We start from the raw sequence: 21,705 nt of genomic DNA on the forward strand, positions 1-21,705 counted from the left end.
GCCGGGCATTACGGTGGGACACGAAGACCTCCGTGCGGTGCAGTCCTAGACAGCTCCACCACACCGGAGGTCTTCGCCATGATCAAGCCCTGCCCGCGTTAACAACGCTCGTGATCAATACAACTAGGGCCCGCCGCCACAGCCACCCCAGGCGCCAGGCCTTCGGCACGCTGCACTGCCGCGTCCGGCCGGTCACTCCGTGGTCTGCCCCGCCCACGCCGTCAGGCTGGTGTGGACGCGGTCGATGTGGTCCCGTACGTCGTCCGCGCGCTCCGCGTGCTCGCGAAGGACCCGTTCCGTCTCCTTCTCGGCGGCCGCCGCCCGCGCCCTGGCCCCGTCCACCAACTCCGCGGCACGCGCGTGCGCCTCCTCCTCCAGGAGCCGGGCGGAGTCCTCCGCGTCGGCGAAGGCCTGCTCGGCGTCGGACAGCGCGGCCTCGGCACGCGCCACCGCCTCCGCACGGTCCGCGTCCAGCGCCGCCGCGCGGCCGGCCTCCTCCCGCTCCGCCTCGGCCCACCGCTCGTCGCGTTCCTTGGCCTGCTCGGCCAGCATCCCGGACGTGCGCTGCCGCATCTCCCGCAGCGCGGCCAGCGCCTCACCCCGCTGCTCCTGGGCCTCATCCCGGGCCGAGCCCCGGATCTCGTCGGCCTCGGCGCGCGCGGCGAGCAGCCGCTGCCGGGCGCGCTCGTCGGCGTCGGCGCGTACGGCATCGGCGTACGCCTGTGCGGACTCGCGCACGCCGGCCGCGGACTCCCGCGCCCCGTCGACGAGTTCCCGCGCCTCCCGCCGCGCCCCCTCCCGTACGGCCGCGGCCTCGTCCCGGCCGAGTTCGAAGAGCCTGTGCGCCCGCTCCCCGAGCGACTCGTAGGTCTGCGGGGCCATTCGGGCCGCGGCTTCCCGCAGCCGCCCCAGTTCCTCACCCATCTGTCGGGCGAGGACCGTCAGCCGGGCGGCTCTCTCCCAGGCCGCGTCGCGTTCCGCGGAGAGGGCCCCGGCGTACGCGTCGACCTGCTCGGGACGGTAGCCGCGCCCCCGCACGGCCGTGAAGCCGCGCGGCGACACCGATGCGCTGCTCATCCTGGACCCCTCTCCACCACACCGACGCGACACCGCGCAAGAAATGGGATGATTTCGCGCACATCTTGGTGGATCAGACGGAAGTGTTCATAACGCGACACTCCGCACCGGGGTCACGGGCTCACGACCGGGCCGTACGGCCGTCGGCTGACCGTCAGCCCCAGGTGGTGCCTGCGGGCTCCTGGATGGTGGTGTTGATGCGGTTGAAGAGGTTGGTGACCGCGACGGTGAGGATCAGCGCGGAGAGTTCCTTCTCGTCGAAGTGGTCGGCCACCTCGTCCCACAGCGCGTCCGGGACCGACTCCCCCGAGAGGTCGGAGAGCCGCGTCATCGCCTCCGTCAGCTTCAGCGCGGCGCGCTCGGCGTCCGAGAAGAACGGGGCGTGCCGCCAGGCGGCGACGGCCGCGATGCGCTCCTCGCTCGCCCCGGCCTTGCGCAGGTTCTCGACGTGCCCGTGCACACAGGCGCCGCAGCCGTTGATCTGACTGGCGCGCAGCCCGACGATCTCCGCCACGTCCTGCGCCAGGCCGCCCTCCCCGATCGCCTGGAACAGGGTGCCGATGCCCTTCATCGCGCCGGGAAGGACGAACGCCGGGTTCTTCATCCGTGCCTGCATGATCTGTGCCTCCTGTGTCGGCGGTGCGTCGCTGTCACTGCACTGACGGAGCGGCGGCGGCAGGTGTGACAGCCCGGCGCGAAGTTTTTTCGTACGAGCACGAATTCGTACGAGCATGCATGCGTACGGGCACGAAAAGAGCCGGGCCCGGTCGTACGAGCGACCGGGCCCGGCTCCTCACGGCACGTCAGCGGCGACGCGTCACGGCGTTACAGCGTCACGGCGTCACGGCGTCACAGCAACCCGTCCCACATCTGCTCCAGCAGCACCGACCACCAGCTTTCCGGCGACCCCAGCGCCGCCGGGTCGAGCGCGGCCAACTGGGCCTGGAAGTCGACGGTCCAGCGGCCCGCCTGCTCCTGGTTCAGCCCGAACCTGAGCCGCCACATCCGGCCCAGCAGCGCCAGGCAGCGCGCGAACTCCGGCAGCCCGGTGTTCACGAACTGCGGCGGTACGGGCGCCCCGCCCGGCCCCGCCTCGACCGGCACGGCGACGATGTTGGCGGTGCCGTACTGCACGCAGATCGCCTTGCCGAAGTCGCTGCCCATCACCAGGTACGAGCCCGCGTCCGAGGCCGGCTGCACACCGCGCTCGGCCGCCAGCTCCGCCAGCGTCGGAACGGGCCGCCCCGGCTGTGCCTGCGCCCAGAAGAACGGACCCATGTCCATCGGCAGACCGGCCGCGACCAGCGTGTGCGCCACGACCGGCGGCACACCCTGCCGGGACACGGCGGCCTGCTCGAACCGGAACACCCCCGGCCCGAACGCCGCCGCCAGCTCCTGCGCGATGCCCTCCGGCGGGATCGGCGGGGCCGCCGGCACCGGCGGCAGCGGGGCACGCACCGGGGCCGGACGCGCCGGGCCGTCCGCCACCTGGTGCAACTCGCCCTGATGGGCCAGCAGTTGCTGCATGCCCTGCTGCCGGCTCGCGTGGTCCGTACCGTACGGCGCGATGGACGTGATCCGCGCCTGCGGCCACTGCTCCCGGATCATCCGCGCACAGTACGCGCCCGGCAGCTCGCACGACTCCAGCTCGGTGTGCAGCTCCAGCACCTGGTCCGGGGGCACGTTCATGGCCCGCAGCTCGTGGAAGATCTGCCACTCCGGGTGCGGCGTGCCCGGCGCCGAACGCCGGATCAGCTGCTGCTCGGAACCGTCCTGCGCGCGGTAGCGCAGCACGGCCTGGTAGCCGGGACCGACCGTCGGCTGCCCGGTGGGCTGCTGCGGATAGCCGTACGCCGGCGGCCGGCCGGGCCCGGGCTGTCCGGGGGGCGGCATCGCGCCGGGAGGCACCGCGCCCGGAGGCATCCCACCCGGCACCGCGCCAGGCGGCATCGCACCAGGAGGCATCGGCGGCGCACCGGGCGGTGCGCCCGGGGCCTGCGGCGGCGGAGGCACGCCGGGGCCGCCCGGCGGGGGCGCGGCCAGCATGGTCTCCGCGTGGTGCACGGGACCCGGACCACCGGGCGCACCCGGGGCACCCGGAGGCTGCGGCGCACCGGGAGGGCCAGGCGGGTTCGGGGCGCCCGGAGGCTGCGGCATACCTGGTGCACCAGGAGCACCAGGCGCACCCGGAGGCCCCGGCGGCTGCGGAGGCTGAGGCACTCCCGGGCCCATCCGACCGGGGTCGGCCAGCATCGTGGCGGCATGGTGAACACCACCGGGAGGCGTACCACCGGGAGCGCCAGGCGGGTTCGGCGCACCGGGCGGGTTCGGGGCACCCGGCGGGTTCGGAGCGCCCGGAGCCTGCGGCGCACCGGGAGGTCCAGGCGGATTCGGCGCACCAGGAGGACCAGACGGCTGCGGCATACCCTGCGCGGCAGGAGGCTGCGGCGCCCCCGGCTGCCCCGGCGGCTGCTGAGGAGGCAGCGGCGCACCCTGCCCCTGCGCGGCCCCGGCCCCCGAGGGACCCCCATGGCTCCCCGGCCCACCCGGACCCTCGTGACCAGGAGCGCCCCCCTGACCAGCCGGTCCGCCAGGCCCCTCGGGGCCAAGCGCCGACACGAGCTGCGTGGGCACGTAACCGCCCGCCGGAGTACCCGGTGCCCCGGGCCCCGACGGCGGAGGCGTGGCACCCGGCCGCGCACCCGGCGCCCCGGGGGCACCCGGCGGAGGCGGCGTGGTCGCGCCCGCGCCCCGGCCACGCCCCGGCGGCGGAGTCGCCTTGCTGGTCGCGGCGTCGGCGATGTCCCCGGCGTTCGGAGCGAGCGGCCGGCCGGCCGTACCCGGCCCGGCCGGCGACTGCACGCCACCGGCCCCCTGCGGATACCCGTACGACGCCCCGTCAGGCGCCGGAGCAGGCGGAGGCGTACTCCCCTGGTGGCCCTGCGGATACCCGTACGACTGCCCACCCGGCCCGGGCGGAGGCGTGCTGCCCTGCGGCGCCCCCGGCGGATAGCCGTACCCCGGACCGGAAGGCCCGGCAGCGGGAGCGGGCGCGCCCGGCTCGTCCACCGCCGGCGTGACCGCGGTCGGCGGCAGCTGACTGCCGCCCGACATCAGGGCCGTCTTGGCATCAGCCGTCGTCGACGGCGGCGTGTCGTCTCCGGCCTCGCTCAGCGGCGGCGCGAAGACCGTCGCGGGCAGCGGCACGGAACGGTCGTCCCCGGCATCGGCGTTGGTGTCCGTACCGGCCCAGGGCGTCGCCCCGGCAGGCGCGGCCGGCACGCCCGAAGTCCCAGGCACTCCCGAAGCCCCGGGCACCCCCGAAGCCCCAGACGCCACGGAAGCCCCCGACTCGGCGCCCTCATCGCTCCCCCCGGCAGCCGGCCACGACGCACCACTCCCCGGCGCCACGGCCGCCCCCTGCGCGGAAGCAGCCGCCTCACCGGCCGAAGCAGCGGCAGCGCCCGTCGAGGCGGAACCGGCGCCGGAAGAAGCAGCCGCCACTCCCGACGCACCCTCCGAAACCGCGCCCGAAGCCCCACTCCCGGTCCCACCGGAAGTCCCCCCGGCCCCGGACCCGGCCCCGACCCCCCGCCGATCCGGAATCCCCAACTTGTCGGCCGCGTCCTGCAACCACTCCGGCGGAGTCAGCAGGAACGACGTCTGGTTCAGATCAACCCGCGCGGCAGGCGCCGCCGGAGCCGGCTCCTCCGCCGCGCCCGGACGGCCGTACCGCTCCTCGTACCGGCGGATCACCTCACCCACCGGCAGCCCGGGCCACAACGTCGCCTCACCGCTGTCCCGCGCGATCACCAGCCGCTGCGCGCCCCCGTCCGAGCGCGGCCCGTCCGCCCGGTCCTCGGCCCACACCACGAAGCCCAGGTCGAACTCCCGCACCCGCACCTCACGATGCTGGTACGACGGCACGTCCCCGTTGATCCACTCTTCCGCGCGCTCCTGCGCCTGCGCGAAGGTCACCATCGCTGAAGTCACTCCCCCACGGCCGAGGACGACACCGCGCCCACCGGCACCACACGCGCGAACCCACCGTCCACCATCAGGTTCGCCACCGTCTCCAACTCCGGCGGATCACCGGCCAGTCGCGACAGGAAGACGTCGAAGTCGTCCCCGCACGGCAGCAGCAACCGCTCCACCCGCTCCGCCGGCGGCAACGAGGGATCCACGTCCCGCGCGTCGTCGTACGAGCAGAACCACACCGAACCGACCCGGTCGCCCTTCACCTTCACGGCCAGCAACCCGCCCTGCGCGAAGGAGATGCCCAGGTAGTCCTTGGTCAGATGGTCACGCAGACACTTGTTGACGTACACCAGGTCGTTGACCGCGGCCTCGTCGCGCACCGTGAAGAACGGCTGGTCCACCAGCAGCCCCAGCTCCGCGTCCAGCGCGGCACCCACCGGCGCGCAGCCGCCCGCCGCCTTCAGGAACGACCGGTACGCACCCGGCAGCCGGTAGCCGAGGTCCTCCTCGACACCCTGCACCTGCGACTCGGTCACCGCCACGCCCGACTTCGGCAGCCCGAAGTGCGCCGGACGCGTCTCCTGCAACGGCCGCGTGCCCCGCTTGGCCTGGTCGACACCGGACGTCGCCACGCCCCCGTGGTGCCGCAGCAGCGCCTTCACCTCGACGGGAACCAGCTCCAGCCGCCGCGTGCCCACCACGTGGTGCCACGTCCAGCCGTGCGGCGTCGCCACCGCCGGCACCGTGTCCCACAGTTCGTGCCCGGACGCCGACAGCGCCGTGTTCGCCGACACGTAGTCCGTCAGCCGCAACTCGTCGACACCGAAGCCCTCCGGGGGCTCCGCGATCTCCGCGGCCGCGCGCGCGTAGGGCGAGAAGTCGGGGTAACCACGCTCGTCGACCCGTACCCCTCTCGGGTGACGGGCCGCCCGGACCGGGTCCGGGAAATGCACGACCTGCCCGGCGTAGGCCGCGTTCGGCGGCGCGGCTTGCTGCCCGAGCCGACCTGTCGTCATGGCGGTTGCCCCCTGCGGCACTCTGTACGACCCGCGTTGACCACCTTCGGTGCATTACGGCCCGTATCGACTGTCACGTCTTCTTTCTCGACTTCACTGCACCTCGGCGCACATCACTGCACCTCACTGCACGCCCCGACCCCACGGATCACCCTCCGGTTCACTGCATCGATCTCCGAACGGATCACCGCATCGCCCGCGGTGCCGACAGCCTATGCGGTACGACGACACCGGTCACCGGCACCGGCAACCGCCCCCTCCGCTTCCGTGACCAGCCGTCACCCCACCGTGACGGCACGCCCCGGTACGGGCGTGTCGCCCCGCCCCAGCTTCCGCTCCAGCCACGGCATTTGGCAGTCTGTGACCTCCCGGGGGATGCACGGAGGGGAAGACGATCATGAACGCGACACAGACGGGACCACACACCGGCAGGTCCGCCGACCCACGAAACGGCGACCGACGAAACGGCAGCCCCCGAGGCGGCGACCCGCGAAACGCCGACCCGCGAGGCGGCGACCCGCGAACCGGCAGCGCACTAACCGGCAGCCCGCGGACCGGCGACCCCCGAGCCGGCGACCCCCGCATCGGCTGGAGCGCCGCCGAAGCCGCCCACACCCCCGTCCTCCACCACCGCCGCGACGGCATCCTCCCCACCGTCGCCGCCGCCCTCTCCGTCCGCGGCGCCACCCTCACCGGCACCGCCGCCCGCGGCGACACACCCCCCGCCCTGCACCCCCTCGTCCAGGACTTCCTCGACACCCTCACCAGCGCCCAACGCGACCGCTTCACCGGCCGCTGCGCCGAGACCATCCTCATCTCCCGCCACATCGCCGCCGCCGACGCCGCCCGCAGCAAACGCGCCGCCCGCAAACCCATGACCAACGGCGAAGCCCGCAAAGCCCTCAAGCAGGCCAAACTCACCGCCCGACGCATCCGCGAGGACGGCGACCCCCTCCACGGCAGCTTCGCCACCCCCTGCCGCGCCTGCACCGCGCTCAGCGCCCACTTCGGGGTCCGCATAGTCGACCCGGCGCCCCAGAACGGCTGACGCCACCCCACCCCCACACCCCAAAGCACCAGAGACACCCGGCACGCACCGCGCCACCCCATGACCTCGACGAGACGAAGGGCAGATGCACACCGACCGCACCTCCACCACCCGCTTCGCCGTACCCGTCGACGCCGCCCTGCGCGCCGCCGGCTGGCAACCCGGACGCTGGGACATCAAACAGGCCGAGATCTGGGCCGACGCCCTGCGCGACCACGCCTCCCCCGCGGGCCACCGCCACACCGTCTTCCCCGCGGCCGTCGAGGCCTGGGCCGAATTCGGCGGACTCCACATCACCCCCACCGGCCCCGGCCGCCAGGTCGCCCCCGCCACCCTCCACCTCGACCCGCTGCACGGCCTCCACATGGCCCGCACCCTCGGCGACCTCGGCCGCGCCCTCGACACCGAGGTCTGCCCCCTCGGCGCCGAGACCGACAGCCAAGCCCTCCTCGCCATCGACACCGCCGGCCGCGTCTACACCCTCGACCACACCGGCGACTGGTACCTCGGCGCCGACATCGACCAGGCCTTGACCACCCTCATCGCCGGCACCGAACCCCTGCGCCTGACAGCGGGCTGACCCCCCGACCGGGACCCACAGCGAACTACGACGCCGGAATCACCGCGGACACCCGGAAACCCCCCGCGTCCGTCGGCCCCGACACGAACACCCCGCCCAGCGCCGACACCCGCTCCTTCATCCCCACCAAACCGTTTCCCCCGGACGGCAACCGCGCGGACGACGCCGCCTCCTCGGGCGGCTCGTTCTCCACCTGCATCGCGATCTCCGACACCCGATGCGCCAGCCGCACATACGTCTTCGCCCCCGCCGCGTGCTTGTGGACGTTCGTCAACGCCTCCTGCACCACGCGATACGCCGTCTGCTCCACCTCCGGCGCATACGACCGGGCATCCCCCTCCACCGACAGATCGACCACCATCCCCGCGGCAGCCGACTGCCCGACCAACTCCTCGATCTCCGCCAGACACGGCCCCTCGTCGTCCACGGCCCGCGACGCCGCAGCCGCCGCGGCCACCCCCACCGCCGCCAACGGCACCGACGCGGCACGCTCCCGCCGCTCGTCCCCACCGCTGCGCAACACCCCGAGCATCTCCCGCAACTCGGTCAGCGCCTGCCGCCCCATGTCCCCCACCAGCGCGGCGTTCTTCACAGCCTTCTCGGGATCCTTCCGGGCGACCGCCTGCAGGGCCGCGGCATGCACCACCATCAGACTCACCCGATGCGCCACGACGTCGTGCATCTCCCGGGCGATCCGCGTCCGCTCCTCGTTCCGGGCCCACTCGGCCCGCTCCTCCGCCCGCTCGGCCAGCAGCTGAAGCTCCCGCTCCAGACTGTCCGCCCGCTCCCGCAGGCTCTCCATCAGACGCCGCCGCGCTCCCACGTACAGACCCAGCAGCACCGGAGGCGCCGTGAACCCCAGCGACATCGTGATCGCCGCGAACGGCACGAACCAGTCACCCAGGTCCAGATCCCCCCGGACCATGTCCTGCCGCGTCTTCACGAACGTCACGATCAGCGTCCCCACCAGCGACATCCCCGCCAGCGAGGCGATGATGCGGCGGGGCAGCTCGGCAGCGGCCAGCGTGTACAGGCCGACGACGCCCAGCACGAAACCCATCTGCGCGGGCGTGATCGCGATCGAGACCAGCACGACGGCGATCGGCCACCGCCGCCGCACGACCAGCACGGCCCCGGCCAGCAGCCCGAACACGACCCCCGCCGCCACCGGGATCCCGGCGTCCCGGGCGAACGGAAACCCCTCCAGCCCGCACTCGAGCGCGGACACCACCGCCAGGCTCACATCGAACACGGCACTGCGCCGCCTGGCCCACCACCACGGCCCTCCCCGGGCCGTCACATGGTCTTCCCCCGTCGCGGTCATGCCTCCAGCCTACGGGCGCCCGCCGCCGGTTTTCCGGTGAGTTTCCCGGACTGGCCCACACCACACTCCGTGACCGTTCGGCTGCAATACCGCCCGATATCCCTCGAACTGCTGAATCGCACACCGTTCGACCCCGGAAGCCGCGATTCCGCCCGGACGGTATGCGTATGACACATGCCACAGGCAAATACGCCGACTTCGAGGGCCTACGGGAACGGGCCGTGGAGCTGCGACGCGCGGGCTACAGCCTCCGCCAGATCCGCGACGAGCTGAAGATCTTCAACAACGACATCCTCAACCAGCTGGTGAAGGGGGAACCGCCACCGGCCTGGACCAAGCGCCCGAACGCGAAGGACGACCTCCGCGAGAGGGCCAGGGAACTACGACTCCAGGGGTGGACGTACGACCAGATCGAGGCGGAGCTGGGGTGCTCCAGGAGCTCGGTGTCCCTGTGGGTGAGGGACCTGCCGAAGCCGGAGCCCCGGTACACCCCGGAGGAACAGCGAGCACTCATGCAGGCCGGCCTCGCCCGCCTGCGCGCGACGCAGGACGAGGAGCGCAGGCGCACCAAGGAAAGCGCCGCACGGGAGATCGGCGAACTCACGGACAGGGAGCTGTTCCTCGCGGGCGTCGCGCTGTACTGGGCCGAGGGCGCCAAGAGCAAGCCGTACGACCGGCGCGAGCGGGTCATCTTCGTCAACAGCGACCCAGGGGTGATCCAGGTCTACCTCGCCTGGCTCGACCTGCTCGGGGTGAGCCGGGAACGCCTGGGCTTCCGGATCCTCATCCACGAGTCGGCGGACGTGGACGCGGCGCACCGCTTCTGGGCAGGCCTTGCCGACATCGACCCGTCGGTCTTCGCCAAGCCGACGCTGAAGAAGCACAACCCGAAAACGGTCCGCAAGAACACCGGCGACAACTACCACGGTTGCCTCGTCATCGCCGTGGCGCGGAGTGCCGAGCTGTACAACCGCATCGAGGGTTGGTGGAGCGGCATCGTCGCCCACGCTCAGGCACGTCTCCGGTAAGGTCTGAGGCGCTGTCCCCCGTGGTGTAACTGGCAGCACACTAGATTTTGGATCTAGCAGGACAAGGTTCGAATCCTTGCGGGGGAGCCAGCGGCACCTACAGCCGGAGTTCGGGTCCTGGCCGATGACCCCTCGGTCAGGCCCCACACCCACACCCCCCACAAAACCCCCCGGTATCCTGCGGATGTCACCCCACCCCATCCACAGCCGAAGGGCATCCCGTGAGCGCCAACCGCCCGGCAGCCGTCGTCGTTCTCGCAGCGGGTGAGGGCACCCGTATGAAGTCGGCCACACCCAAGGTCCTGCACGAGCTCTGCGGCCGCAGCCTCGTGGGCCACGTGCTCGCCGCCGCGGGCGAGCTGAACCCCGAGCACCTGGTCGTCGTGGTCGGCCACGCGCGTGAGAAGGTCACCGCGCACCTCGGTGAGATCGCCCCCGACGTCCGTACCGCCGTGCAGGCGGAGCAGAACGGCACCGGGCACGCCGTCCGGATGGGCCTGGAGGAGCTGGGCGGGTCCGTCGACGGGACCGTCGTGGTCGTGTGCGGGGACACTCCGCTGCTGACCGGCGCCACGCTGCGGGCCCTCTCCGCCACCCACGTGGAAGACGGCAACGCGGTCACCGTGCTGACCGCCGAGGTGCCGGACGCGACGGGCTACGGGCGGATCGTGCGGGACGACGCCACGGGTGCGGTCACCGCCATCGTCGAGCACAAGGACGCCACGGACGCCCAGCGGTCGATCCGTGAGATCAACTCGGGTGTGTTCGCGTTCGACGGTCAGCTGCTCGCGGACGCGCTGAAGCAGGTGCGGACGGACAACAGCCAGGGCGAGGAGTACCTGACGGACGTCCTGGGCATCCTGCGGGAGGCCGGGCACCGGGTCGGGGCCTCGGTGGCGGGGGACCATCGCGAGATCGCCGGCATCAACAACCGGGTGCAGTTGTCCGAGGCCCGCCGGATCCTGAACGACCGGCTGCTGACGGAGGCCATGCTGGCCGGTGTGACCGTCATCGATCCGGCGACCACGTGGATCGACGTCACCGTCACATTCGAGCAGGACGCGGTCGTCCACCCGGGCACGCAGCTGCACGGCTCGACGCACCTCGGCGAGGGCGCGGAGGTCGGTCCGAACACGCGGTTGAAGGACACCCGGGTCGGTGCCGGTGCGCGTGTGGACAACACGGTGGCCGATGGTGCCGAGGTGGGTGCGGGGGCGACGGTCGGGCCTTACGCGTATCTGCGGCCGGGGACCCGGCTGGGTGCGAAGGGCAAGATCGGTACGTATGTGGAGACGAAGAACGCCTCCATCGGTGAGGGGACGAAGGTTCCTCATCTGTCGTACGTGGGGGACGCGACGATCGGTGAGCACACGAACATCGGTGCCGCGAGCGTCTTCGTGAACTACGACGGGCAGGAGAAGCACCACACGACCATCGGGTCGCATTGCCGTACGGGCTCGGACAACATGTTTGTGGCGCCTGTCACGGTGGGGGACGGTGCGTACACCGCCGCCGGGTCGGTGATCACGAAGGACGTACCGCCCGGTTCGCTGGCCGTGGCCCGTGGTCAGCAGCGGAATATCGAGGGTTGGGTGGCTCGTAAGCGTCCGGGGAGCGCGGCCGCGAAGGCGGCGGAGGCGGCGTCCCGGGAGTCGGCCGACGAGGGCTGACCGGAAACCGGTGCCTCAAACACGGCGTACGGTGATAAGTGCACACCCGCACCCCCACCAGCTGAGACGGCCTCTCGCAAGCCGGCTGAGAGGTCTCTCGACACCCAGCTGCGACACCTCTGAGGAGACAGTGCTGTGACCGGGATCAAGACGACCGGCGAGAAGAAGTTGATGTTCTTCTCCGGCCGCGCCCACCCCGAGCTTGCCGAGGAGGTCGCCCAGCAGTTGGGTGTCGGGGTTGTCCCGACGAAGGCCTTCGACTTCGCGAACGGCGAGATCTATGTGCGTTATCAGGAGTCGGCACGTGGTGCCGACTGCTTCCTGATCCAGAGCCACACGGCTCCGATCAACAAGTGGATCATGGAGCAGTTGATCATGATCGACGCGCTGAAGCGTGCGTCGGCCCGGTCCATCACGGTCATCGTGCCCTTCTACGGTTACGCGCGGCAGGACAAGAAGCACCGCGGACGTGAACCGATTTCGGCGCGTCTGATCGCGGACATGATGAAGACCGCGGGTGCGGACCGGATCCTGACCGTGGATCTGCACACGGACCAGATCCAGGGCTTCTTCGACGGTCCGGTGGACCACCTGTTCGCGCTGCCGCTGCTGGCGGACTACGTGGGCCGGAAGGTGGACCGGGAGAAGCTGACGGTCGTGTCGCCGGACGCGGGCCGGGTGCGGGTCGCGGACCGCTGGTGCGACCGGCTGGGCGCGCCGCTGGCGATCGTGCACAAGCGGCGTGACAAGGACGTCGCGAACCAGGTCACCGTCCACGAGGTCGTGGGTGAGGTGAAGGGTCGCGTGTGTGTCCTGGTGGACGACATGATCGACACGGGTGGGACGATCTGTGCCGCGGCGGACGCGTTGTTCGCGCATGGTGCGGAGGACGTGATCGTGACGGCGACGCACGGTGTGCTGTCGGGTCCGGCGGCGGACCGTCTGAAGAACTCGCGGGTGAGTGAGTTCGTGTTCACGAACACGCTGCCGACGCCGGCGGAGCTGAGCCGGGATCTGGACAAGATCTCGGTGCTGTCGATCGCGCCGACGATCGCGAGTGCGGTGCGTGAGGTGTTCGAGGACGGTTCGGTGACGAGCCTGTTCGACGAGCAGTAGGGATCGCGGCCGGGGTCGCGGTGGTGATCCTTTTGGGTGTGGCCTCCCTCGCCGAGTAGACTGCTGCAGTTGCTCGGCGAGGGAGGCCGTTCCCGTTGTTTCGCGGGATGCGGTGGTCCGTTATCGACGCGCTCTTCGTAGCAGGCCGTTCGTGGCCGGGTGACCACGTCCGTTTCTGACTTCGAGGAGTGAAAATGTCCGAGGTGAAGATCTCCGCCGAGACGCGCACCGAGTTCGGCAAGGGTGCCGCGCGCCGTATCCGTCGTGAGGACAAGGTTCCCGGCGTGCTGTACGGGCACGGTTCGGACCCGCTGCACCTGACCCTGCCGGGTCACGCGCTGCTGCTGGCGCTGCGTACGCCGAACGTGCTGATCGCGCTGGACATCGACGGCAAGACGAACGAGCTGGCGATTCCGAAGTCCGTGCAGCGTGACCCGCTGAAGGGTTTCCTGGAGCACGTGGACCTGCTGCTGGTGAAGCGTGGCGAGCAGGTCACGGTCGAGATCCCGGTGCACACCGAGGGTGAGCTGGCCCCGGGTGGTTACCTGCTGGAGCACGTGCTGAACGCGCTGCCGGTCGAGGCCGAGGCGACGCACATCCCGGAGTCGGTGACCGTCTCCATCGAGGGTCTGGCGGCGGGTGACTCCGTTCTCGCGAAGGACATCAAGCTGCCGAAGGGCACGACGCTGACCGTCGAGGACGACACCGTCGTTCTGCAGGTGCTGTCGGCGCAGGCCGAGGAGGCCCCGGAGGGCGAGGAGGGCGCTGAGGAAGAGGCCGCCGAGGCCTGATCCTCTTCGTCGTCGTTTCGTCGGCCGCTGTTCCCGTGCGGGGCAGCGGCCGACGCGTATGAAGGAGACATGGACGTGACGACCGATGCGGCGGCTCCGTGGCTGATCGTGGGGTTGGGCAATCCGGGGTCGGAGTACGCGGGGAACCGGCACAACGTGGGTTTCATGGTGGCGGATCTGCTGGCGGACCGGGTCGGGGGGCGGTTCAAGCGGGCCGGTAAGGCGCAGGCTCAGGTGGTGGAGGGGCGGATCGGTCCGCCGGGGCCGGGGAGCCGGCGGGTGGTTCTGGCGAAGCCGATGTCGTACATGAACCTGTCGGGTGGTCCGGTGAACGCGTTGCGGGACTTCTACAAGGTGCCGGTGGCGCATGTGGTGGCGGTTCATGACGAGTTGGACATCGATTACGGGACGTTGCGGCTGAAGTTGGGTGGCGGGGACAACGGGCACAACGGTCTGAAGTCGATGACGAAGGCGTTCGGTTCGGATTATCACCGGGTGCGGTTCGGGATCGGGCGGCCGCCGGGGCGGATGCCGGTGGCGGATTTCGTGCTGAAGGACTTCTCGTCGGTGGAGCGCAAGGAGCTGGACTACTTCGTGGACCGGGCGGCGGACGCGGTGGAGTGTCTGGTGATCGAGGGGTTGGAGCGGGCGCAAAGCACGTACAACTCCTGACTTGTCGCCCGGTGAGGTTGACGGGTCGTTCAGGCATGGCCAATGATCCCGGCCATGCCTGCCACTGCCACTGCCACGTCCTCTCGTCAGGTCTCGGTCGCCGTGTTGCGGTGGGGGCGGTTCGCGGCGATGGGCGCGGTGGCGGTGCTGATTCTGATCGCGGGTGTGTGGGCGTCGTGGGGTACGGCGCAGCACGTGATGCTGACGAAGGGCCGGGAGCGCGGCACGGTCGAGGTGGCGCGGTGTGGGTCCGAGATGTGCTGGGGCCGGTTCACGCCGTTGTCGGAGGGTGCGCAGCCGCGGGCGAGGGTCGAGCTGGAGAAGTCGGTCGCGGTGGAGAAGGGCCGGACCTACACGGTGGTCGTGAAGCCGAACAGTGATGACGCGGTGCGTTCGGGTCCTGCGGGGGTCCTGTACGCGTGGATTCCGCTGGGTGGTGCGCTGTTGCTGGCGTCGGTGGTGGTGGCGGGTGGTCTGCTGCGGACGCGGGCGGCGTGGGTGCTGGCGTTGGCGGGTGTGGGTCTGCTGACGGCTGCTTTCGTGACCGTCTGAGGGGTTGCGGCGTTCTCCAGGTCTGTGGAGGGGCCGAGCGTTGTGCGTTCGTGATTGACGTGCTGCCGGGCGAGGCTGGAAGCTGAGCCGCCCCCTCCACATCTTCCCGGTCACTTCTCGAAGATGGACGACTCTCGATGCGAACCCTCATGCGTTTCGGCGCTGTCTGCGCTGCCGCTTCCGCGGTCCTCGTGCTCGCTCCGGCCGCTCAGGCCTCTCCTCCCGGTGACAACGGCACGGTCAAGATCCATGACGCCTCGACGGGTGAGGAGCTGCGTCGCAACGAGCCGCACGTGTGCGTGTTCTACCTGGACGCCTTCGGTTTCGACGGTGGTCAGCAGGTCGACTGGCACATCGATGCCATTCCCCCGAGTGCGAACAAGGGGGAGACGGTGAAGTCCGGCGCGCTGACGCTGGACGGTCAGGGTCATGGCCGGAGCGAGGACCTGTCGCTGCCCGACGGGCACTACAAGCTGTTCTGGAACTTCGACGGTGAGAAGGGCGCGGCGAAGCACAAGGTGTTCTGGACGGACTGCGAGGACGAGGAGCCGGGCGGTGGGACGCCGTCCGGGTCGGCGTCGGCGTCGCCGTCGTCCGGGGTGTCCGGGGCGCCGTCGGGTGAGCCGGGCGCGTCGGCGTCCCCGGGGTCGTCGGCGGGTGGCGGTGAGCCGTCGTCGTCGCCGTCGCCGCAGGGTGTGGCGGGTGGTGATCTCGCCGAGACGGGCAGCGGGGCCCCGGTGGGTCTGCTGTCGGGTGTGGCGGCGGTGCTGCTCGCGGCGGGCGGGTTGCTGGTGTTCCGTCGCCGGAGTGCGCGGCGCGGCTGACGTGGGAGAGGACCGTGCCCCCGAGCCTGTACGGGCTCGGGGGCACGGTCGTGTCGGGCGGGGGGTCAGCCGGTGTTGCGCAGGCCGGCTGCCACGCCGTTGACGGTGAGGAGCAGGGCGCGGGCGAGGAGCGGGTCGGCCTGTTCGCCGGCGGCGGCGGCGTCGCGCTGCCGCTTGAGGAGGGCGACCTGGAGGTAGGAGATGGGGTCGAGGTAGGCGTCGCGGATGGCGAAGGTCTGCTTGAGGACGGGTGCGGCGTCCAGCAGTTCGTTCTCGCCGGTGACGCGGAGGACCTCGGCGACGGTGAGTTCGTGTTCGGCCTTGATGGTGTCGAAGACGTGCTTGAGTTCGTCGGGGACGAGGGTGTCGACGTAGTGCTGGGCGATCCGCAGGTCGGTCTTGGCGAGGGTCATCTCGACGTTGGAGATGAAGTTGCGGAAGAAGTGCCACTGCTCGTGCATCTCGTCGAGGACGGTGTCGAGGCCGGCCTCGCGCAGGGCCTTGAGGCCGGAGCCGACGCCGAACCAGCCGGGGACGATCTGCCGGGACTGGGTCCAGCCGAATACCCAGGGGATGGCGCGCAGGCCGTCGAGTGAGACGCCGGAGCCGGGGCGGCGGGAGGGCCGGGAGCCCAGGTGCAGGTCGGCGAGCTGGTCCACCGGCGTCGACGCGAGGAAGTACGTCGGCAGGTCGGGGTCCTCGACGAGGCGGCGGTAGGCGGCGTGGGCGGCGTCGGAGACGACGTCCATCGCGGCGTCCCAGCGGGCGAGGGCCTCGGTGGACTGGCGGGGCGCGGTGTGCAGGGCGGAGGCCTGCAACGTCGCGGCCACCGTCAGCTCCAGGTTCTCCCGGGCCAGGGACGGGATGAGGTACTTGTCGGAGATGACCTCGCCCTGTTCGGTGACCTTGATCTCGCCTTCGAGGGTGCCCCAGGGCTGGGCGAGGATGGCGTCGTGGGTGGGGCCGCCGCCGCGGCCGACGGTGCCGCCGCGGCCGTGGAAGAGGCGCAGGCGGACGCCGTAGCGGTGGGCGACGTCGCGCAGGCGGCGCTGGGCGCGGTGGATCTCCCACTGACTGGTGGTGATGCCGCCGAACTTGGAGGAGTCGGAGTAGCCGAGCATGACCTCCTGGACGTCGCCCCGGAGCGCGACGAGGCGCCGGTAGGACGGGTCGGAGAGCATGTCCTCGAGGATGGTGTCGGCGGCCTTGAGCTCGTCGGTGGTCTCCAGCAGGGGGACGATGCCGATCTTGGCCCAGCCGGCGTGGAGGTCGAGGAGTCCGGCTTCGCGGGCGAGGACGGCGGCGGCGAAGACGTCGTCGGCGCCCTGGCACATGGAGATGATGTAGGACTCGATGACCTCGGGTCCGAAGACCTCCAGGGCGCGCTTGACGGTGTGGAAGACGCCGAGGGTCTTCTCGCCGGGGGCGTCGACGGGGGCCGGAGTGGGGGCGAGGGGCCGCCGGGACCTGAGTTCCTTGGCGAGGAGCTTGGCGCGGTAGTCGCGGGGCATGTCGGCGTAGCGCCAGGATTCCTCGCCGAGCCGGTCGAAGAGCTGCCCGAGGGCGTGGTGGTGGGCGTCGGCGTGTTCGCGGACGTCCATGGTGGCGAGCTGGAGGCCGAAGGCGGCGAGGGTGCGGATGGTGCGGGCGAGGCGGCCGTCGGCGAAGAGGCCGCCGCGGTGCTCGCGCAGCGAGGTCTGGATGAGGCGCAGGTCGTCGAGGAGCTGGCTGGTGCCGAGGTAGTCGCGGCCGGGCTCGTGGGGGGTGCCCTTGGCGAGGCGCTGCTTGGTGTTCTCCAGCTTCTGCCGGATGCAGGTGGCCTTGAGCCGGTAGGGCTCCTCGGCGTTGAGGCGCTTGTAGCGGGGGCTGATCTCGGGGAGGTTCTCCAGGTCGGCGTGGAGGGAGGTGAGGAGTTCCTCGGTGGCGCCGGCGTAGCGGATGGAGTTGGAGAGGAAGCCGCGGAGTTCGTCGATGGTCTCCAGGGCGTCGTTGATGCCGTGCTCGTGCTGGAGGATGAGGACGTCCCAGGTCACCTGGGGGGTGACGTTGGGGTTGCCGTCGCGGTCGCCGCCGATCCAGGTGCCGAAGGTGAGGGGGCGGGTGTCGTCGGGGAGCTTGACGCCGGCCCGCTCCAGCTCGGCGGTGAGGTCCTCGAGGACGTCGCCGACGGCGCCCGCGTGGAGTTCGTCGAGGTAGTAGATGGCGTTGCGGGCCTCGTCGGCGGGTTCGGGGCGGACGACGCGGAGTTCGTCGGTCTGCCAGACGAGGTCGATGTTCTCGGCCAGGCGGGTGTCGAGGCGGCGGCGGTCGGATTCGATGACCGGGGTCTCCAGGAGCGCGGCGATGCGCCGGAGCTTGTTCAGGACGGAGCGGCGGGCGGCCTCGGTGGGGTGGGCCGTGAACACGGGGCGGACGTTGAGGTTGCGGACCGTCTCGCGCAGGTGTTCGGGGTCGGCGTCCTTGAGCCGGTCGGCCGTGCGGGCGAGGAGTCCGCCCTCGGCGGCGCGGCGGGCGCGCAGCTCGCGGCCGCGGTGGACCTGCTCGGTGACGTTGGCGAGGTGGAAGTAGGTGGAGAAGGCGCGGACCAGCTTGGCCGCGGTGTCGAGTTCGGTGCCGCGCAGCAGCTCGGCGGCGGCCTCGCCGTCCTCTCGGGTGAGGCGGCGGACCTTCTCGACGAGGTCCAGCAGCTCGGGGCCCTCCTGCCGGACGAGGGTCTCCCCGAGGAGGTCGCCCAGGCGGCGGATGTCGGCACGCAGCTCACTGCTCGTCGTCGTGGTCTGGTCGTCGGCACTGCTCACAGGTGCGGCTCCTTGCAGTGTTGAAGCTCGTCTGGGAGGGGGTACCCGGACGGCGTCTCGCGCGGCGGGGCGCCGCATACGGTCCGGACATCCGGGAAGAAATCAGAGCGGACCGCGCTGTCCGACCGACTCCAGGATAGGTGTCGGCCGGGACGCGCAGGGTCGCGGGCTCTTGCCGCCGGGCGACGCACTGCCATACTTACGAAGCCGTAGGTTACGGAACCGTAGGAACCATCGCACGGTTCCGTCGCCCGGCCACCCCTTCTCCATCCACATACCCCCCAGGGGACGCGTATGACCAGTAGTTCCGACGTGATCGAGGACGCCCCGAAGGCGCCCGGTCAGGCCACCGACGCCGCAGCGGCCTCAGCGACGCTGGGCGGCGAACAGAAGCGGTCCATCGAGCAGATCGCCCTCCTCCTCTTCATCACCGTCCCGTTCCTCGCGCTGCTGGCGGCCGTGCCGCTGGCCTGGGGCTGGGGCGTGAGCTGGCTGGACCTCGGTTTGCTGGTGTTCTTCTACTTCCTCGGGTGCCACGGCATCACGATCGGTTTTCACCGGCATTTCACGCACGGTTCCTTCAAGGCGAAGCGGCCGCTGAAGATCGCGCTGGCGATCGCGGGGTCGATGGCGGTCGAGGGGCCGCTGGTGCGCTGGGTGGCGGACCACCGCAAGCACCACAAGTTCTCCGACGCGGAGGGCGACCCGCATTCGCCGTGGCGGTTCGGCGAGACGCTTCCGGCGCTGATGAAGGGCCTGTGGTGGGCCCACATCGGATGGATGTTCGATGAGGAGCAGACGCCGCAGGAGAAGTACGCCCCGGACCTGATCAAGGACAAGACGCTCCGCACCATCTCCCGCCAGTTCGTCCTGTGGACGGTGGTGTCGCTGGCGCTGCCGGCGCTGATCGGCGGTCTGGTCACGATGTCCTGGTGGGGCGCGTTCACGGCGTTCTTCTGGGGCTCGCTCGTCCGGGTGGCCCTGCTGCACCACGTGACCTGGTCGATCAACTCGATCTGCCACGCGGTCGGCAAGCGCCCCTTCAAGTCGCGTGACCGCTCGGGCAACGTGTGGTGGCTGGCGATCCTGTCCTGCGGCGAGTCGTGGCACAACCTGCACCACGCGGACCCGACGTCCGCGCGGCACGGTGTGATGCGCGGCCAGCTGGACTCCTCCGCCCGGCTGATCCGCTGGTTCGAGATGGCGGGCTGGGCGTACGACGTGCGCTGGCCGTCACGCTCGCGTATCGATTCGCGCCGTAACACCGGGGAAGGCGGCTCCCCGCGCGGGAAGGAGCCCGTCGAGGCGGCATGATGGTCGCTGTGGCGACCGACTCGAGCAGCACCCCCAGCAACGACAAGCCGCGGCGAGCGCGTCGCACCCGGATGACCGGTGCCGAACGCCGCCAGCAGCTGCTGGAGATCGGTCGCACGCTCTTCGCGGCGAAAGGTTTCGAGGGCACGTCGGTGGAGGAGATCGCGGCGAAGGCCGGGGTCTCCAAGCCGGTGGTGTACGAGCACTTCGGCGGCAAGGAAGGGCTGTACGCGGTCGTCGTGGACCGTGAGATGCGCCGTCTGCTGGACATGGTGACCAGCTCCCTCACGGCCGGTCACCCCCGGGAGCTGTGCGAGCAGGCGGCCTTCGCCCTGCTGGACTACATCGAGGAGTACACGGACGGGTTCCGCATCCTGGTCCGCGACTCCCCGATCCCCCAGTCCACCGGGTCCTTCGCCTCGCTGATCTCGGACATCGCCACGCAGGTGGAGGACATCCTGGGCCGCGAGTTCAAGAGCCGCGGCTTCGACCCCAAGCTGGCCCCGCTGTACGCCCAGGCCCTGGTCGGCATGGTCGCCCTGACCGGCCAGTGGTGGCTGGACGTGCGCAAGCCGAAGAAGGCCGAGGTGGCCGCGCACCTGGTGAACCTGGCGTGGCACGGCCTGGACGGCCTGGAGGCCAGGCCCCACCTGATAGGGCGCCGCAAGGCCTAGAGGGGTTCGAGGAACTCCAGCCGGTTGCCGACCGGGTCACGCGCGTAGAAGCGCCTGTGGCCCGGCAGGGACGCGTCCCAGGTGAGGGAGACCCCGTGGGACTCCAGCCGGGCGGCGTAGGCGTCGATGCCGGTCACCCGCAGCCCGGGGTGGGCCTTCCCGGCCGCCTGGAAGTCCTCCTCGATCCCGAGGTGGAGTCGTACGGAGCCCGCCCGGAACCAGCACCCGCCCCGGCGGGCGAGCCCGGGCGGCTTCGGCACCTCCGTCATCCCGAGGACACCGGCGTAGTACGCCCGCAGCAGCTCCTCGCTCCCGGGCGGGGCGGCGAGCTGGACGTGGTCGACGGCGGTGATCATCCGTTCTCCTTGCGCGCCACGGCGAACACCCGGCGGAACGGGAACGGTGTGCCGTGCGGGCCCGCCGGATAGGCCGTGCGCAGGGCCGCCCGGTACTCGGCGAGGAAGTCCTCCCGGGCCTCGGGGTCGTCGGCGAGCGCGGTCAGCACGGGCCGCAGGCCGGTCCCCTTCACCCAGTCGAGCACCGGGTCCTCACCCTGGAGGAGGTGGATGTACGTCGTCTCCCACGCGTCGGCCGCGCAGCCGAGGCCTGTGAGGTGCTCCAGGTAGGCCTCGGGGGTGAGGACGGCGTCGGCGTGGCGCAGGGTGTCGGCGAGGCGGCCCCGCCAGCGCGGTGAGCCGGCGAGGTCGCGCATGAGCCGGTGGCTGGGGGCCTCGAAGTTCCCGGGCACCTGGAAGGCGAGGGTGCCGCCGGGTTTCAGCGCGGCCACCCAGTCGCCGAACCGCTCCACGTGCCCCGGCACCCACTGGAGGGTGGCGTTGCTGAAGATCAGGTCGTGGGGCTCCGCGGGCGTCCAGGTGCGTGCGTCGGCGTGGGCGAAGTCCAGGTGCCCGCCGCCCGGGGTGGGCCCCTCGTGCTCCACGTGGGCCTTGTCGAGCATCTCGGTCGAGCTGTCGTAGCCGGTGATCCTGGCGGTGGGCCAGCGGCGGGCGAGCAGCGTGGTGACGTTGCCGGGGCCGCAGCCGAGGTCGGCGACGCGAGGGGGGTCGTCGGGCAGGTCGGGGACGCGGGCGAGGAGGTCCACGAAGGGACGGGCGCGGTGGCCGGCGTGGCGCAGGTACTGGGCGGGGTCCCAGGTGGGGGCGGCTGCGGGCATGGGCTCTCCTGGTGTCCTTCATGGCGGCCGTACGGGACGCCTACTCAGCGCGACTCCGACAGTATCTCG

Annotated in this window: 19 protein-coding genes and 1 tRNA gene; 12 read left to right on the forward strand and 8 right to left on the reverse strand. The window is 71.4% G+C overall.

All coding sequences use genetic code 11. The features are described from left to right. Window positions 1–192 precede the first annotated feature (192 nt). From ABZ948_RS30120 to ABZ948_RS30135, 4 genes are all read right to left on the reverse strand, one after another. Window positions 193–1,077 carry a cellulose-binding protein gene (locus ABZ948_RS30120; protein WP_359764780.1) on the reverse strand — a complete coding sequence of 295 codons (885 nt, stop codon included), beginning with the start codon at window positions 1,075–1,077 and terminating at the stop codon, window positions 193–195. Between the two features lie 154 nt (window positions 1,078–1,231). Next, window positions 1,232–1,693: a carboxymuconolactone decarboxylase family protein gene (locus ABZ948_RS30125; protein WP_031117932.1), complete on the reverse strand. Its 462-nt coding sequence runs from the start codon at window positions 1,691–1,693 to the stop codon at window positions 1,232–1,234. A gap of 233 nt (window positions 1,694–1,926) precedes the next feature. Next, a complete protein-coding gene (locus ABZ948_RS30130) occupies window positions 1,927–5,058 on the reverse strand; it encodes an SUKH-4 family immunity protein (RefSeq protein ID WP_359764782.1) in 3,132 nt (1,043 codons plus the stop codon). Between the two features lie 8 nt (window positions 5,059–5,066). After that, window positions 5,067–6,071, reverse strand: coding sequence for an SMI1/KNR4 family protein (locus tag ABZ948_RS30135; protein ID WP_359764783.1), 1,005 nt, complete (start codon window positions 6,069–6,071; stop codon window positions 5,067–5,069). A gap of 397 nt (window positions 6,072–6,468) precedes the next feature. Here ABZ948_RS30135 and ABZ948_RS30140 point away from each other — a divergent pair, with 397 nt between their 5' ends. Both ABZ948_RS30140 and ABZ948_RS30145 read left to right on the forward strand, forming a co-directional pair. Then, window positions 6,469–7,119 carry a YwqJ-related putative deaminase gene (locus ABZ948_RS30140; protein WP_359764785.1) on the forward strand — a complete coding sequence of 217 codons (651 nt, stop codon included), beginning with the start codon at window positions 6,469–6,471 and terminating at the stop codon, window positions 7,117–7,119. A gap of 85 nt (window positions 7,120–7,204) precedes the next feature. Then, window positions 7,205–7,699, forward strand: a complete 495-nt coding sequence (locus ABZ948_RS30145; protein WP_359764786.1) for an SUKH-3 domain-containing protein — start codon at window positions 7,205–7,207, stop codon at window positions 7,697–7,699. A gap of 25 nt (window positions 7,700–7,724) precedes the next feature. Here the strand turns inward: ABZ948_RS30145 and ABZ948_RS30150 are convergent, their stop codons facing one another. Continuing rightward, entirely contained in the window at window positions 7,725–9,023 is a 1,299-nt protein-coding gene (locus ABZ948_RS30150) for a sensor histidine kinase (RefSeq protein WP_359764788.1), read from the reverse strand. Window positions 9,024–9,190: 167 nt separating this feature from the next. Between ABZ948_RS30150 and ABZ948_RS30155 the strand changes: the two genes are divergently transcribed. The 8 genes from ABZ948_RS30155 (at window position 9,191) to ABZ948_RS30190 (ending at window position 15,676) form a co-directional block, all read left to right on the forward strand. Then, window positions 9,191–10,051, forward strand: a complete 861-nt coding sequence (locus ABZ948_RS30155) for a terminase gpP N-terminus-related DNA-binding protein (protein ID WP_359764790.1) — start codon at window positions 9,191–9,193, stop codon at window positions 10,049–10,051. 14 nt (window positions 10,052–10,065) lie between these two features. Then, a tRNA-Gln gene (locus tag ABZ948_RS30160) sits at window positions 10,066–10,141 on the forward strand. A 131-nt stretch (window positions 10,142–10,272) separates the two neighbouring features. Then, complete coding sequence (gene glmU / locus ABZ948_RS30165; protein ID WP_359764792.1) at window positions 10,273–11,721, forward strand: bifunctional UDP-N-acetylglucosamine diphosphorylase/glucosamine-1-phosphate N-acetyltransferase GlmU; 1,449 nt, start codon at window positions 10,273–10,275, stop codon at window positions 11,719–11,721. A gap of 135 nt (window positions 11,722–11,856) precedes the next feature. After that, on the forward strand, window positions 11,857–12,837 hold the full coding sequence (locus tag ABZ948_RS30170; RefSeq protein WP_031117924.1) for a ribose-phosphate diphosphokinase: 981 nt from the start codon (window positions 11,857–11,859) through the stop codon (window positions 12,835–12,837). A 194-nt stretch (window positions 12,838–13,031) separates the two neighbouring features. Continuing rightward, entirely contained in the window at window positions 13,032–13,628 is a 597-nt protein-coding gene (locus ABZ948_RS30175) for a 50S ribosomal protein L25/general stress protein Ctc (RefSeq protein WP_359764794.1), read from the forward strand. Window positions 13,629–13,697: 69 nt separating this feature from the next. Then, on the forward strand, window positions 13,698–14,300 hold the full coding sequence (gene pth / locus ABZ948_RS30180; protein WP_359764796.1) for an aminoacyl-tRNA hydrolase: 603 nt from the start codon (window positions 13,698–13,700) through the stop codon (window positions 14,298–14,300). Window positions 14,301–14,342: 42 nt separating this feature from the next. Next, on the forward strand, window positions 14,343–14,852 hold the full coding sequence (locus tag ABZ948_RS30185; protein ID WP_389626652.1) for a hypothetical protein: 510 nt from the start codon (window positions 14,343–14,345) through the stop codon (window positions 14,850–14,852). A gap of 137 nt (window positions 14,853–14,989) precedes the next feature. Beyond that, entirely contained in the window at window positions 14,990–15,676 is a 687-nt protein-coding gene (locus ABZ948_RS30190; RefSeq protein ID WP_359764800.1) for an LPXTG cell wall anchor domain-containing protein, read from the forward strand. A gap of 65 nt (window positions 15,677–15,741) precedes the next feature. On the opposite strand, the gene ppc is transcribed toward ABZ948_RS30190, so the two are convergent. Next, window positions 15,742–18,474, reverse strand: coding sequence for a phosphoenolpyruvate carboxylase (gene ppc / locus ABZ948_RS30195; protein ID WP_359764802.1), 2,733 nt, complete (start codon window positions 18,472–18,474; stop codon window positions 15,742–15,744). 294 nt (window positions 18,475–18,768) lie between these two features. Between ppc and ABZ948_RS30200 the strand changes: the two genes are divergently transcribed. Both ABZ948_RS30200 and ABZ948_RS30205 read left to right on the forward strand, forming a co-directional pair. Beyond that, window positions 18,769–19,788, forward strand: a complete 1,020-nt coding sequence (locus ABZ948_RS30200; RefSeq protein WP_359764804.1) for an acyl-CoA desaturase — start codon at window positions 18,769–18,771, stop codon at window positions 19,786–19,788. Beyond that, complete coding sequence (locus ABZ948_RS30205; RefSeq protein ID WP_031117917.1) at window positions 19,785–20,462, forward strand: TetR/AcrR family transcriptional regulator; 678 nt, start codon at window positions 19,785–19,787, stop codon at window positions 20,460–20,462. Before ABZ948_RS30200 ends, ABZ948_RS30205 begins: the two co-directional genes overlap by 4 nt. Here the strand turns inward: ABZ948_RS30205 and ABZ948_RS30210 are convergent. Together ABZ948_RS30210 and ABZ948_RS30215 are read right to left on the reverse strand one after the other, a co-directional pair. After that, window positions 20,459–20,818: a VOC family protein gene (locus tag ABZ948_RS30210; RefSeq protein ID WP_359764806.1), complete on the reverse strand. Its 360-nt coding sequence runs from the start codon at window positions 20,816–20,818 to the stop codon at window positions 20,459–20,461. The genes ABZ948_RS30205 and ABZ948_RS30210 overlap by 4 nt on opposite strands. Continuing rightward, complete coding sequence (locus tag ABZ948_RS30215; protein WP_359764808.1) at window positions 20,815–21,636, reverse strand: trans-aconitate 2-methyltransferase; 822 nt, start codon at window positions 21,634–21,636, stop codon at window positions 20,815–20,817. The genes ABZ948_RS30210 and ABZ948_RS30215 overlap by 4 nt, the downstream gene beginning before the upstream one ends. Window positions 21,637–21,705: the final 69 nt, after the last annotated feature.

This window comes from Streptomyces olindensis (assembly GCF_040645895.1).
In the GTDB taxonomy this organism is placed as follows: domain Bacteria; phylum Actinomycetota; class Actinomycetes; order Streptomycetales; family Streptomycetaceae; genus Streptomyces; species Streptomyces olindensis.

Excerpts from the sequence above, each read along its gene's own strand:
- ABZ948_RS30120 (WP_359764780.1), bottom strand. The coding sequence starts at position 1,077 with ATGAGCAGCGCATCGGTGTCGCCGCGCGGCTTCACGGCCGTGCGGGGG.
- ABZ948_RS30125 (WP_031117932.1), bottom strand. The coding sequence starts at position 1,693 with ATGCAGGCACGGATGAAGAACCCGGCGTTCGTCCTTCCCGGCGCGATG.
- ABZ948_RS30130 (WP_359764782.1), bottom strand. The coding sequence starts at position 5,058 with ATGGTGACCTTCGCGCAGGCGCAGGAGCGCGCGGAAGAGTGGATCAAC.
- ABZ948_RS30135 (WP_359764783.1), bottom strand. The coding sequence starts at position 6,071 with ATGACGACAGGTCGGCTCGGGCAGCAAGCCGCGCCGCCGAACGCGGCC.
- ABZ948_RS30140 (WP_359764785.1), top strand. The coding sequence starts at position 6,469 with ATGAACGCGACACAGACGGGACCACACACCGGCAGGTCCGCCGACCCA.
- ABZ948_RS30145 (WP_359764786.1), top strand. The coding sequence starts at position 7,205 with ATGCACACCGACCGCACCTCCACCACCCGCTTCGCCGTACCCGTCGAC.
- ABZ948_RS30150 (WP_359764788.1), bottom strand. The coding sequence starts at position 9,023 with ATGACCGCGACGGGGGAAGACCATGTGACGGCCCGGGGAGGGCCGTGG.
- ABZ948_RS30155 (WP_359764790.1), top strand. The coding sequence starts at position 9,191 with ATGACACATGCCACAGGCAAATACGCCGACTTCGAGGGCCTACGGGAA.
- ABZ948_RS30175 (WP_359764794.1), top strand. The coding sequence starts at position 13,032 with ATGTCCGAGGTGAAGATCTCCGCCGAGACGCGCACCGAGTTCGGCAAG.
- pth (WP_359764796.1), top strand. The coding sequence starts at position 13,698 with ATGGACGTGACGACCGATGCGGCGGCTCCGTGGCTGATCGTGGGGTTG.
- ABZ948_RS30185 (WP_389626652.1), top strand. The coding sequence starts at position 14,343 with ATGATCCCGGCCATGCCTGCCACTGCCACTGCCACGTCCTCTCGTCAG.
- ABZ948_RS30190 (WP_359764800.1), top strand. The coding sequence starts at position 14,990 with ATGCGAACCCTCATGCGTTTCGGCGCTGTCTGCGCTGCCGCTTCCGCG.
- ABZ948_RS30200 (WP_359764804.1), top strand. The coding sequence starts at position 18,769 with ATGACCAGTAGTTCCGACGTGATCGAGGACGCCCCGAAGGCGCCCGGT.
- ABZ948_RS30205 (WP_031117917.1), top strand. The coding sequence starts at position 19,785 with ATGATGGTCGCTGTGGCGACCGACTCGAGCAGCACCCCCAGCAACGAC.
- ABZ948_RS30210 (WP_359764806.1), bottom strand. The coding sequence starts at position 20,818 with ATGATCACCGCCGTCGACCACGTCCAGCTCGCCGCCCCGCCCGGGAGC.
- ABZ948_RS30215 (WP_359764808.1), bottom strand. The coding sequence starts at position 21,636 with ATGCCCGCAGCCGCCCCCACCTGGGACCCCGCCCAGTACCTGCGCCAC.